This is a genomic window from Streptomyces violaceus (assembly GCF_036014075.1).
Taxonomy (GTDB): domain Bacteria; phylum Actinomycetota; class Actinomycetes; order Streptomycetales; family Streptomycetaceae; genus Streptomyces; species Streptomyces violaceus.
The window spans coordinates 46,860-61,022 of sequence record NZ_CP107911.1 but is presented as its reverse complement, the minus strand read 5'-3'; the positions used below and the strand labels follow the sequence as shown (position 1 = coordinate 61,022).

Genomic DNA, 14,163 nt, shown 5'->3' with positions numbered 1-14,163 from the left:
CACTCGTGGCCATTGACCTGATTCAGCAGGTGGACCCAGAATGCGTCTTTGCGGATCAGTGTATGGCAAAAGTGCCCTGAACTCGGGACGGGTAATTTTCCTGCGGGGTGACGTTCCTATACGTTCATTCGCTCGTCCGGGGAAACGGTGTCGGAAAAACAGCGAGGAGCGGATGCACAATGTCAGAGAACGGACTGTTCACCTCCACAGTGACGCTGTCCGCCCAACCCGACCGGATGTGCGTAAAGGGGGGTGCAGCCAACGGGGAGGAGGGCTTTCCACTCTCCCTGGATATGCTGCTCATCCTGGACATCATGCTCCACGAGCATGATGTCGCAGCGGCGGAAGCCCAGTTCACCGCGGTGCGGAGGGCCCCACTGGCGGCCGACGCGCAAGCCGCTGTGGATGAACTCAGCTACAGCGGGAACACCTGCTCGATACGCGCCCAGCGCGGCTCTGTCATCGTGCGCGATGATCGGAAGATGGCCCCGGCGGCGGACCTGACCGCACAGAGCCGTTCGACCCGGCAGGTGCTGCGGGCGCTGGGAATGCGGCGAAATCTGAGCCACGATCTCGAAACCCCGAATTTTCGCGGGCTTTTCACGGAACTGCAGGAACGTGGCCTCCTGGTGCCGTCGGTCGGTGAGATCGACTGGGGCCAGCTGCGCAGGCTGACGCCGATCTGCCCGGATTTCGGAATATCCCGGGGCACCCCCATCGACCGCCACTACCTGAACCAGTTCATCGCCGAAATCCGTGATCTCGTTCAAGGAGATGTTGTGGAGATCGGCGGAAATGACGGAAACAAGGACGTCTACGGTTTCACCCGTACTTCCGGATACCGCGGTCTGGACATCAGAGAGGCCCCGGGAGTCTCTCTGGTCGGTGACGCGGCGGACCCAGGAATCATCCCGGCGGACTCCCTTGACGCCATCATCGCCTTCAACGTTCTGGAGCACACCGCGCGCCCGTGGCAGGTGGTCGACAACATGCGGCAATGGCTGCGAAAGGGCGGAAGAGCGTACTGCATGGTTCCCAGCGCCCAACGACTGCACGGCGCGCCCGAGGACTACTGGCGGCCACTCCCGGCAGCGTTGCGGGAGATGTTCGGCGCCTGGTCCGAACAGACCGTGTACCAGTACGGCAATCCGATGAGTGTCATCGCGTCGCTCATGGGTGTCGCGGCCGAGGAACTCGACACCCTGGAATTGAGCACATACCACCCGGCCTACCCTGTGGCCAGTTGCGTCGTCGCAAGGAAGTGAGGCCCGACCGGGCGGCAAGCCGACGAGCCCTGGGTCGAGAGGGTGATCGCGGTGGTCCCCCGCGCCGCGGCGGTCGTGCGGCACAGACGCCGGTCGCTGCGTCCAAGTGCCCGAAGTCCTCAGTTGGACTCACTCGTGGACATCGACGTGATTCAGCACGATTGGGATTCGCTGACTTCGTGCGTTGTATGAGAGGGGCACCTGCGTGGAGATGGTGTTGCGCTTCCAGGGCATGAAGAAGAGTGATGAGGACCCCGATCCCTGGCACACCGACATCCACCCGGGGACGGTGCGCAGAGTCCTCGCCTACTTTCGCCCGCACATTCGCACGGTGGTGCTCTTCATTGCTGTCGCCGCATTGGAGGCGTTCGCCGTCGCCACCACTCCTTTGCTCTTGAGGGAGCTCGTCGACAACGGCATCGTCAAGAACGACCGCGGGGTCGTGATCTCGACGGCATGCCTGGCCGCGGGGCTCGCCGTGCTGGGCGCGGTGTTGTCGCTGGTGTCCGCCTACATCTCCGGGCGGATCGGGCAGGGGGTCACCCACGACCTCCGGGTGCAGGCGCTCGACCACGTCCGGCGGCAGCCGCTCGCGTTCTTCACCCGCACCCAGACGGGGGTGCTGGTCGGTCGGCTGCACACCGAACTGGTCATGGTGCAGCAGCAGTTCACCGGCTTGCTGATGGCGGCCACCAGTGCGGTCATGGCCCTGGTGGTGCTGGCCGAGCTGTTCTACCTGTCGTGGCTCGTCGGCCTCATCACGCTGGCGCTGGTTCCGCTGTTCATCGTGCCCTGGGTGCACGTGGGGCGGCAGATACAGCGGCGCACCCGACGGCAGATGGACGAGAACGCCGGCCTCGGCGGACGGCTTCAGGAGCGGTTCAACGTACAAGGGGCGATGCTCTCCAAGCTCTTCGGCCGTCCGGACGAGGAGATGGCCGAATTCGCGGACCGTGCCAGGAAGATCCGCACGATCGGCGTGAACCTCGCCGTCTGGGGCCGGGGCGCCTTCGTCATGATGACGCTGATGGCCTCGCTCGCCACGGCGCTCGTCTACGGGGTCGGTGGCGGGCTCGTGCTCGCCGGGACTTTCCAGCTCGGCACGCTGATCGCCCTCGCCACCCTGCTCCAGCGACTGTTCGGGCCGATCACCCAGCTGTCCGGGATGCAGCAGACCGCGCAGGCCATCGTGGTGAGCTTTTCCCGGGTCTTCGAACTGCTCGACTTGAAGCCGTTGATCCAGGAAAGCCCCGATGCGGTCGTGCTCGCGCAAGACGTGCCGCCGGACCTCGAGTTCGAGCATGTGTCGTTCCGCTATCCCACCGCGGACGAGGTCTCACTGGCGTCCTTGGAACATCTGCGGACCGATCGCGAGCGCGGGGAAGTGACGCCGGACGTCCTGCGCGACGTGAGCTTTCACGTGCGGGCCGGAACCCTCACCGCGCTGGTCGGCCCGTCCGGCGCGGGGAAGAGCACCATCACGCACCTGGTGTCCCGGCTGTACGACGCGAACTCCGGGACCGTTCGCGTAGGCGGACACGACCTGCGGGACCTCACCTTCGACTCGCTCCGCGAAGCGGTGGGGGTGGTCAGCCAGGACGCCTACCTGTTCCACGACACGATCCGGGAGAACCTTCTCTACGCTCGCCCGACCGCCACCGAGGACGAGTTGATCGAGGCATGCAAAGGGGCCCAGATCTGGGATCTGATCGCCTCCCTCCCCAGTGGGCTCGACACCGTCTCGGGCGATCGCGGCTACCGCATGTCGGGCGGGGAGAAGCAACGGCTGTCCATCGCCCGGCTGCTGCTGAAGGCACCCTCGATCGTCGTGCTGGACGAAGCCACCGCGCACCTGGACTCCGAGTCGGAGGCCGCCGTCCAGCGGGCCCTCAAGATCGCCCTGCGCAGCCGTACCTCCCTGGTGATCGCCCACCGGTTGTCCACGATCCGCGAGGCCGACCAGATTCTCGTGATCGACGACGGACAAGTCCGCGAACACGGGACGCACGAGGAGTTGCTGGCCGCAGATGGCCTGTACGCCGACCTCTATCGCACGCAGTTCGCCAAGCCGGCAGGCAACGGCGCCGAGCCCGCCGGACTCGGGACCGGGCTCGGACCGGACAACGCACTCCGGCCGGTGCCTCAGGCGGTTCGTGAAGGAGAACGATGAATTCCACAGCGCAAGCCACACCGACGGTGCTGGAGCTGTTCGCCTCGCACGTGGACCGGACCCCCGATGCGGTGGCCGTCGTCGACCGTGATCGGGTTCTGACGTACCGGCAACTCGATCAGCACGCGGGCCGGCTGGCCGGGCGCCTTGTCCGTCGGGGCGTCCGCCGTGGCGACCGCGTCGCGGTCATGATGGACCGTTCCGCCGACCTGCTGGTGGCCCTGCTCGCGGCATGGAAGGCGGGGGCGGTGTACGTGCCCGTGGACGCCGCCTATCCGGCGCGGCGGGTGGCGTTCATGGTGGCGGATGCAGGGGTCTCCCTGATGGTGTGCTCAGCCGCGGCGCGCGACGGCGTACCGGACGGGATCGAGTCGATCGAGCCCATCGATGCGGACGCCGGCACGGACGAGGGCGCGTGCGATGCGGCGGCGGTCACGGTGCGCCCGGGCGATCTGGCCTACGTGATGTACACCTCCGGCTCGACGGGCACCCCGAAGGGGGTGGCCGTTCCGCATCGGAGCCTGGTGGAGCTGGTGGAGAGTTCCGGCTGGGCGATGGAGCCCGGCGATGCGGTCCTCATGCACGCGCCGTACGCCTTCGACGCTTCCATGTTCGAGATCTGGGTGCCGCTGGCGTGGGGCGCCCGTGTGATGATCGCCGGGCCGGGGCCGGTGGATGCCCGGCGCCTGCGGGAGTTGGTCGCGGCCGGGTTGACGAGGGCGTATCTGACCGCCGGGAACTTCCGCGCGGTGGCGGAGGAGTCGCCGGAGTCGTTCGCGGGGCTCCGTGAGGTGCAGACCGGTGGCGACCTGGTGCCCGCGCACGCGGTGCACAGGGTGCGGGAGGCCTGTCCCCGGGCGCGGATCCGGCACCTTTACGGCCCGACCGAAGCGACCGTGTGGGCGACGTGGCATGTGCTCGAACCAGGTGACGTGATGGGTCCGACGTTGCCGATCGGACGGTCGCTGTCGGGCCGCCGGGCTCAGGTGCTCGACGAGTTCCTCCGGCCCGTGGGGCCGGGTGTGGTCGGGGAGCTGTACCTCTCCGGTGCCGGTCTGGCGGACGGCTACCTGAACCGGCCGGGTCTGACGGCGGAGCGGTTCGTGGCGGATCCGTACGCACCCGACAGCGCTTCCGAGGGGGGCGGTGACCAGGTGACGGGCGGGCGGATGTACCGGACCGGGGACCTCGCCCAGTGGACCGCGGACGGTGAGCTGCTGTTCGCGGGCCGGGTCGATCACCAGGTGAAGATCCGTGGGTACCGGATCGAGCCCGGCGAGATCGAGGCCGCGCTGACGGCTCAGCCGGGCGTCCACGACGCCGTGCTTGTGGCGGTCGACGGGCGCCCGATCGGTTATGTGGTGGCGGATGGGGACGTGGACCCCGAACTCGTCCGCGAGCGCCTCGCGGCGCAACTGCCGGAGTACATGGTGCCGGCCGCCGTGATCGTGATGGACGCGCTGCCGCTTACCGGCAACGGCAAGGTGGACCGAGCGGCGTTGCCCGCGCCCGAGTTCGCGGCGAGCGCTACCGGCCGTGAACCCGTGACCGAGGCGGAGCGTGTCCTGTGCGATCTCTTCGCCGAGATGCTCGGCCAGGAGCGGGTCGGTGTCGACGACGGCTTGATCCAGTTGGGCGGGGACTCGATCGTCGCGATGCGCATGGCGGCACGTGCGTTCAAAGCCGGCCTGCTGGTGACACCCGCCCAGATCCTCAAGGAGCAGACCCCCGCACGGCTGGCGGCCGTGGCGCGTGCCGTACAGGCTGATCGCCCCGTCGACCGGCCGCTGATCGCTCTGACCGCGCAGGACGAGGCGGAGCCCGCGATCGCCGATCCGCAGGCGGAGGAGGTCTGGCCGCTGGCACCGCTCCAGGAGGGGCTGGTCTTCCAGTCGACCCTCGATGATCAGGGTCTCGATGGTCACGGCCTCGGTGATCAGGGTCGCGACATCTACCAGGTGCACTGGCTCGTGGAGCTGAACGGACCGCTGGACGCGGCCCGGCTGCGGGCCACGTGGGAAGCGGTTTTCGCCCGGCACCCCCAGCTGCGACCGAGCTTCCATCGACTCCCGTCGGGCAAGACGGTGCAGGTCGTCCACCGGCACGTCACCCTGCCGTGGCAGGAGGTGGATCTGACGGGCGCGAGCGATGTCGATGCGGCCGTCGACGCCCTGGTCGAACGGGAACAGGAGAAGCGGTTCGATCTCGCCGAGGCTCCGCTGGCCCGGCTGGTGCTGGTGCGGATCGCGGAGGACCGGCACCGCCTGCTGGTCGTCATTCACCACACCCTGATCGACGGTTGGTCGGTGGCGGTCATCCTCAACGAGGTGGCCGAGGCGTACACGGCCGGCGGGCAGCTCCCCGAACGGGCGGGTTCGGCCTCCTACCGGGATTACCTGGCTTGGCTGGACCGGCAGGACAAGGATGCGGCACGTGCGGCCTGGCGGGCGGAGCTGTCCGGTACGGACGAGCCGGCGCTGGTCGCGACAGCGGCCCCTGCGGCGGACTACGACCACCGCGTCGTCCACCTGTCGACGGATCTGCACACCCGGCTGACGCGGTTGGCCCGCGACCACGGGCTGACGCTGAACACGGTGGTACAGGGTGCGTGGGCGATGGTCCTGGCGCGACTTCTGCGGCGGACCGATGTGGTCTTCGGCGCCACGGTCGCCTGCCGTCCCGCGGTGCTCCCGGGTGTGGAGTCGATGCCGGGCCTCATGATGAACACGGTGCCGGTCCGGGTGCCACTGGACGGCGGGCAGTCGGTTGTGGACATGCTCGCCGCGTTGCAGCACCGGCAGGCGGCCCTGATCCCGCATCAGCATCTGGGGCTGCCGGAGATCCAGAAGGCGGCCGGCTCCGGCGCGGCGTTCGACACGTTGCTGGTGTTCGAGAACTATCCGCGCGACTTCGCGGGCCGGTTCACGTATCTGGGCACGGTCGAGGGGACCCACTATCCGCTGACCCTCGGCATCATTCCGGGAGATCATTTCCGGATCCAGCTCAGCTACTGGCGCGGGCAGATCCGGGAGAGCGTTGCCGAGTCGGCTCTGCAGTGGTTCGTCGATGCGCTCGCCGCGTTGGTCGCCGATCCGTCCGGACTGGTGGGGCGGGTCGGTGTGGCCGCGGGCCATGCGCATGACGCGGGCCCGGCGTTGGTGGCGGGGCAGTCGTTGCCGGCCTTGGTGAGGCGGGTGGTGACGGAGCGGTCGAACGACGTGGCGGTAGTGGACGGTGCGGGTGAGCTGTCGTTCGGGGAGTTGTGGGACCGGGCGGTGGGACTGGCCGCTGTGCTGCGGGCTCGCGGGGTCGGGCCGGAGCGCCGGGTGGGCGTGGTGGTGGAGCGGTCGTCGTGGTGGCTGGTCGGAATCCTGGGCGTGTCATTGGCGGGCGGTGCGTTCGTTCCGGTGGATCCGGCGTATCCGGCCGAACGTGTGAAGTGGATGCTGGACGACGCCGATCCGGTGTCGGTGGTGTGTGTGGGAACGACGCGCCCGGCGGTGCCGGAGGAGTTCGCGGACCGGCTGGTGATGGTCGACGAGGTCGATCTGGCGGGGGGCTCGGAGGCGGGGCTGCCGCAGGCGGGTCCGGGTGACGCGGCGTATGTGATGTATACGTCGGGCTCGACGGGCGCTCCGAAGGGGGTCGTCGTCTCCCACGCGGGGCTCGGCAATCTGGCGGCGGCGCAGATCGACCGGTTCGGTGTGTCGCCGTCGTCACGGGTCCTGCAGTTCGCGGCGCTGGGCTTCGACGCCATGGTGTCGGAGGTGTTGATGGCATTGCTGTCGGGGGCGACGCTGGTCATGGCGCCGGCGCGGGACCTGCCGCCGCAGGTGTCGTTGGCCGAGGCGCTGGAACGGTGGCAGGTCACACATGTGACGGTTCCGCCGTCGGTGCTGGGCACGGCCGACGCCTTGCCGGACGCGCTGCAGACGGTGGTGGTGGCGGGGGAGGCCTGTCCGCCGAGCCTGGTGGATCGCTGGTCCCGGGGGCGGCGGCTGATCGACGCCTATGGCCCGGCCGAGGCCACGGTATGCGCGGCGATGAGTACGCCGTTGGCGGCGGGCCGGGATGTGGTCCCGGTCGGGACGCCGATCCCGGGGGGCCGTTGTTATGTGCTCGACGCGTTCCTGCTTCCGTTGCCGCCGGGGATCGCTGGTGAGCTGTACGTGGCCGGAGTCGGGCTGGCACGCGGCTACCTGGGCCGCGCGGGGCTGACGGCCGAGCGGTTCCTGGCCGATCCGTTCGCCCCTGGTGAGCGGATGTACCGGACGGGGGATCTGGCGTACTGGACGAGCCAGGGTGAGTTGGTGTTCGCCGGGCGCGCCGATGACCAGGTCAAAGTCCGTGGGTTCCGGATCGAACCCGGCGAGATCGAGTCTGTCCTGTCCGACCACCCACGGGTCTCCCAAGCCGCGGTGACCGTCCGCGCGGACCGACTCCTTGCCTACGTTTCACCGAGCGACGTCGATCCGCGGGCGGTGCGCGAAAGGCTTGCCTCCCGGTTGCCTCAGCACATGGTGCCTGCGGCGGTGATGGCGCTGGACGCGCTGCCGGTGACGGCGAACGGGAAGATCGACCGGGGTGCGCTGCCCGATCCCGATTTCGCCGCCGCGACCGCGGGACGGGAGCCGGCCACGGAGGCCGAGCGGGTGCTGTGCGACCTCTTCGCCGAGGTGCTTGGTCTCGACCGGGTCGGTGCGGACGACAGCTTCTTCGAGCTGGGTGGGGACTCGATCCTCTCGATGCAGCTGGCGTCGCGGGCGAGGCATGCCGGTCTGACGTTCACCTCGCGGGATGTCTTCGCGTGCAGGACGCCGGAGCGGCTCGCCCGGCTGGCGGCGCAATCGCCGCTGCCGTACAGCGATCCATCCCCCGCCGCCGATGGTGTGGGCGGTGTCGCATGGACGCCGGTCATGCGGATGCTGGGGGACGGGGTGACGGGGGCGGGGTTTGCCCAGTGGGCGGTGGTGGGTGCGCCACCGGATCTGACGCAGGACGTGCTGGCGGCGGGGCTGGCGGCGCTGGTGGACGCGCATGACATGTTGCGTGTGCGGGTGGAGCCGGGGCGGTTGGTGGTGGGTGAGCCAGGGTCGGTGGATCCGTCCGCCTTGGTCACGCGCGTAGCGGCTGCCGGACGTCGGCTGGACGAGGTCGTGCAGGACGCGGCCCGGGGGGCGGTGGAACGGCTCGATCCCGCGGCGGGTGTGGTGGTACAGGCGGTGTGGGTGGACGGCGGGCCGGATCGGCCGGGACGGGTGGTGGTGGCGGTACATCACCTGGCCGTCGACGGGGTGTCGTGGCGCATCCTGCTGCCGGATCTGCAGGCCGCCTGCGAGGCGGTGGCCGCCGGACGGGCTCCGGAAGTGGAACCCGTGGCGGTGTCGTTCAGGCGGTGGGCAGGCCTGTTGGAGGAGTGGGCTCTGTCCGCTGAGCGGGTCGGCGAGTTGGCGGCATGGAAGGCGATCGTCGGTCAGGAGGACCGGCCGGTCGGTGCGCGTGGGCTGACCCCAGGCCGGGACGCGGGCGGTACCGTGCGCTCGCGGTCGTGGGTCGCGCCGAAGGCGGAGGCGTCGGTGCTGCTCGGGCGGGCTCCCAGGGAGTTCCACTGCGGGGCGCATGAAGTCCTGCTGGCCGGGCTGGCCGGCGCGGTCGCGCGGTGGCACGGCGAGGACGCGCTGTTGGTGGATGTGGAGAGCCATGGCCGTCATCCCGTCGACGGAATGGATGTGTCCAGGACAGTGGGCTGGTTCACCAGCGTGCATCCGGTGCGGCTGGACGTGACGGGGATCGACCTGGCGGATGTGCTGTGCGGTGGTTCGGCGGCCGGACGCCTGCTGAAGGCGGTCAAGGAGCAGTCGCGGGCGGTGCCCGGCGACGGCCTCGGCTACGGGTTGCTGCGCTATCTCAACGGTGAGACCGGGCCGATTCTGGCGGCATTGCCGTCACCCCGGATCGGGTTCAACTACCTGGGCCGGTTCGCTGTCGGTGACCACAACGGTGTGCGGGCGTGGCGGTTGGCCGGGGACATCGGCAGTTCGATGGATGCGAGCACGGATCTGCCGCACGCGGTGGACGCCAACGCGATCGTCCAGGACCGGCCGGACGGTCCGGAGCTGACGCTCACGCTGGAATGGCCGGACGGTCTGCTCGACGAGGCCGAGATCGAACGACTGGGCCAGGAATGGCTGGACATGTTGTCCGGGTTGGCCCGTCAGGCGGACGATCCTGCCGCGGGCGGACACACCGCGTCCGACTTCGGCCTCGTCGACCTGGAGCAGGACGAGATCGAGGCCCTCGAGGCCGAACACGCGGGCACCGGTGGGCTGGCCGAGGTGCTGCCGCTCTCCCCGTTGCAGCACGGGCTGGCCTTCCACGCCGGCTACGTGGGCGACGGCGTCGATGTCTACACCGCACAGGCGGTGCTGGACCTGACCGGTCCGCTGGACACACAGCTGCTGCGGAAGTCGGTGCGCGGGCTGCTGGACCGGCATACCAATCTCCGGGCCGGATTCCGGCACAGCGCCGCCGGGGTCCCCTACCAGGTGATCGCTGGCACCGCGGAGGTGCCATGGACCCAGGTGGACGTGGATCAATCGGTGGATCCGCAGGCCGAGGCGGTGGCGGTGGCCGCGGCCGAACGGGCACGGCCGTTCGAACTGTCCCGCCCCCCGCTGCTGCGGTTCGTGCTGATCTCGGTGGGACCGGACCATTACCAGCTGGTGCTGACCTCTCATCACATCCTGCTCGACGGCTGGTCGATACATCTGCTGCTGGATGAACTGTTCAAGCTGTACGGCAACGGAGCAAATCCGCTCGCGCTGGCGCCGGTGACGCCGTACCGGCAGTACCTGGCCTGGCTGAGCCGGACCGATCGGGACGCCGCGACGGCCGCGTGGCGCAACGCTCTGGCCGGCCTGCCGGAGCCGACTCTGATCGCGGCGGACCGGCCGGTGCCGGTCCAGATGTCCGAACAGATCTGGGCCGCACTGGACGAGGCGTTCTTCGAGGCGGTGACGGCGCGGGCCCGTGAGTTCGGCGTCACGGTCAGCACACTGCTGCAGGCGGTGTGGGGAGTGGTGCTGGCGGCGATGACCGGTCGCGACGATGTGGTGTTCGGCTCGGTGGTGTCCGGACGCGCGGCCGGGCTCGACGGGAGCGAGACCATGGTCGGACTCTTCATCAACACCGTCCCGGTCCGGGTACGGATGCGGCCGCAGCACACCTTCACCGAGCTGGTGCGGCGCTTGCAGGACGAGCAGACAGCGGTGCTTCCCCATCACCACCTGGGGCTCACCGACATTCAGCAGGCCGCCGGACTTGGGCAGCTCTTCGACACCCTCTTCGTCTACGAGAACTACCCCAAGCCCGCCGCGATCGGTGACGGAGCCGCCGATGCGGAACCGGACCGGCTGCGTGTGCGGGGTGTGACCGACGCCGATTCCACCCACTACCCCCTGGCTCTGACGGCCATCCCGGACAACGGCCTGCGGCTGCGGCTGGAACGCCAGCCGGCGCTGGTCACCGCCGCGCAAGCCGATGCCGTGCTGGACCGGTTCACGCAGGTGCTCGAAACCCTGATCGCCGCGCCGCAGTCACCGCTGTCCATGGTGCCGGTCTTGACGGACTCCGAACGGCAACAGCTGGGGGCGTGGAACGACACTGCGGCGGAGGTGCCCGCACAGACGCTGCCGGAGTTGTTCGCCGCGCAGGTCGCCGCCACCCCCGAGGCGACTGCGGCGGTCTTCGAGAACCAGTCGCTGACCTACGCCCAGCTCGACGCCCGCGCCGACCAGTTCGCCCACTGGCTCATCGATCACGGTGTCGGACCCGAGGACCGGGTCGCGATCATGTTGCCTCGCTGCCTGGAACTGGTGGTCGCCGTGCTGGGTGTCACCAAAGCCGGCGCGGCCTGGCTGCCCATCGACGCGAACTACCCCCAGGCGCGCATCGACTACATCCTCGCCGACGCGCGGCCGGCGGTCGTGGTGGACGAGTCGGTGGTGCGCGAGGTCAGCCAATACCCCACTGGTCCTGTGCGGTCGCGGACAGTGCCCGAGAACGCGGCCTACGTCATCTACACCTCCGGCTCCACCGGGCAGCCCAAAGGCGTTGTGGTCACCCACACCGGTCTGGCCAGTCTGGCCCGCAGCCTGGCCGAGCGGCTGGATCTGAGGGCGCGGAGCCGGGTCCTGGCGCTGGCATCGCCGAGTTTCGATGTCTCGGTGCTGGAGCTGCTCATGGCGATCGGTGGCGGCGCGGCACTGGTGGTTCCGCGCGAGGGTGTTGTGGCCGGTGGAGAGCTGGCCGAGGTGTTGGCCGGCCAGGAGATCAGCCATGCGTTGATCCCGCCCCCCGTGCTGGCCACCGTGCCCGCAGTGCCCGAGACGGTACTGCCGTGCCTGGTACTGGGTGTGGCGGCGTGTCCTCCTGAACTCGTGCACCGGTGGTCGCCCGGGCGCCGGATGATCAACACCTATGGGCCGACCGAGGCCACCATCGCCATGACCATCGGCCCGGACATACCGCCCGGTGACGAGATCCCGCCGGTCGGCTATCCGACCGCGAACGCGCGGGCGTTCGTGCTGGACTCGTGGCTGCGTCCGGTGCCACCGGGTGCGGTGGGCGAGTTGTACATAGCCGGCGTGGGTGTGGCGCGGGGGTATCTGGGACGAGCGGGGCTGACCGCGGCACGCTTCGTAGCCGATCCGTTCGGTTCCGGTGAGCGGATGTACCGGACCGGGGACCTGGTCCGCTGGAACCCGGAAGGGGAATTGGTCTTCGTCGGCCGTGTGGATGACCAGGTGAAGGTGCGGGGGTTCCGCATCGAACCCGGTGAGGTCGAGGCGGCCCTGCTGGCGCAGGAGTCGGTGGGGCAGGCGGTGGCGGCGGTCCGCGCCAGCCGCGCCGGCGAACGGCTGGTGGCGTATGTGACCGCCGCCGGGGCCAGCGCGGTGGATGCCGTCGCGGTGCGCGAGGGCGTGGCGGCCCGGTTGCCGGAATACATGGTGCCGGCGGCGGTGGTGGTGCTCGATGCGCTGCCCTTGACGGCGAACGGGAAGATCGACCGCAAGGCGTTGCCGGAACCCGACTTCAGCGGACGCGTCTCGGACAGGGAGCCGGTCACGGAGGTCGAACGGATGCTGTGCGATCTGTTCGCCGAGGTGCTCGGTCTGCCACGGGTCGGTGCGGACGACAGCTTCTTCGAGCTGGGCGGGGATTCGCTGCTCTCGATGCAACTGGCAGCGCGGGCCCGCCGTGACGGCATGGTCTTCGGCTCGCGAGAGGTGTTCGAGCATCGCACGCCCGCGGGCATCGCGACGATCGTGGAGCTGGGCGCGGACGACCCCGCTGCGGGTGGAGACATCACAGCTGACGTCGACCTCCTCGACTTGGACCAGTCGGAGATCGACGCATTCGAGGCCGAGTTCGACCACCAGTAGGACCGCCGATCCCGCCGCTCATGCGGGGCAACCGAAGGAATGGACGTGGCCGTGATGCACTCCGCGCTGGTGATAGGCACAGGACTGATGGGCACGTCGGCGGCGTTGGCGCTGCGGGCGCGTGGCGTGACCGTGTACCTCGAGGACGTCGACTCGGCGGCCGCCCGGACGGCCGCGTCGCTGGGCGCCGGTACGGTGCGGCCGCCCACGGAAACCGTCGACCTGGCGATCGTCGCGGTGCCGCCGCCGCTGGTCGGCAAGGTGCTGGCGGACGCACAGGGCAGACACCTGGCGCGGCACTACACGGACGTGGCGAGCGTGAAGGCGGAAACGCAGCACGACATCATCGACCTCGCCTGCGACACCTCGTGCTACATCGGCGGACATCCCATGGCGGGCGCGTCGCGCAGCGGTCCGCTGAAGGCCCGGGGCGACCTCTTCGAGGGCCGCACCTGGGCGCTGACGCCGACGGCGGACACCGACACGGAGACGCTCAACACGGCACTGGAACTGGTGACGCTGTGCGGCGCTGTTCCCGTGCTGATGGAGGCGGCGGTGCACGACCGTGCGGTGGCGCTGGTGTCCCACGCGCCCCATGTGGTGGCGAGCCTGGTCGCGATGCGCCTGGAGAGCGCCGGGGAACGTGAGGTGAGTCTGGCGGGCCCGGGCCTGCGGGACCTGACCCGGATCGCGGAGGCCGACCCCCAGCTCTGGCTGGACATACTGGGCGGCAACGCCTCGGTCGTGGCGGACCTCCTGGACGAACTGGGCGCCGATCTGAGCGAGATGGTCGCCGGGCTGCGCGCCATGGCGGCGACGGACGACGCCAAGCGCAGCAGCGGCATGAAGACGGTCGGGACCATGCTGCGCAGGGGGGTGTCGGGCCGCAGCCGCATCTCCGGCAAGCACGGGAGCCGGCCCGAGCGGTTCGAATCGGTGACCGTGATGATCGGGGACCAGCAGGGCGAACTGGCACGGCTGCTGACGGACGCGGACCGCGCGGACGTCAACATCGAGGACATCCGCATCGAACATGCCACCGGCCGGCAGGCCGGCCTGGTCCATGTCAGCGTCGCTCCCGGCATGACGGCACCGCTGCGGGAAGCTCTGCGGACGGGTGGCTGGCACGAGCAGTGAAGACCGAGCGACCGCGTCAGGTGCGACTGGACATGTTGTCCGGGCTCGCCCCGTCAGGTGATGATTCTCCTGTGCGGCACGTTTCGCATTCGCATTCGACGTCGACCTCCTCGACCTGGAACAGGGCGAGTTGAGGAATTCACGGCTG

General features: G+C 69.5%; 4 protein-coding genes. All 4 read left to right on the top strand.

Annotation, left to right across the window (positions count from 1 at the left end; genetic code table 11):
• Window positions 1-179 precede the first annotated feature (179 nt).
• The gene (locus OG542_RS00160) at window positions 180-1,265 is read left to right on the top strand and encodes a methyltransferase domain-containing protein (protein WP_328407060.1); all 1,086 of its coding nucleotides are present in this window, start codon (window positions 180-182) and stop codon (window positions 1,263-1,265) included.
• A gap of 211 nt (window positions 1,266-1,476) precedes the next feature.
• Entirely contained in the window at window positions 1,477-3,435 is a 1,959-nt protein-coding gene (locus tag OG542_RS00155) for an ABC transporter ATP-binding protein (protein ID WP_328417673.1), read from the top strand.
• Window positions 3,432-12,878, top strand: a complete 9,447-nt coding sequence (locus tag OG542_RS00150) for a non-ribosomal peptide synthetase (RefSeq protein ID WP_328407058.1) — start codon at window positions 3,432-3,434, stop codon at window positions 12,876-12,878. Before OG542_RS00155 ends, OG542_RS00150 begins: the two co-directional genes overlap by 4 nt.
• Window positions 12,879-12,923: 45 nt before the next feature.
• On the top strand, window positions 12,924-14,015 hold the full coding sequence (locus OG542_RS00145; RefSeq protein ID WP_328407056.1) for a prephenate dehydrogenase: 1,092 nt from the start codon (window positions 12,924-12,926) through the stop codon (window positions 14,013-14,015).
• Window positions 14,016-14,163 lie beyond the last annotated feature (148 nt).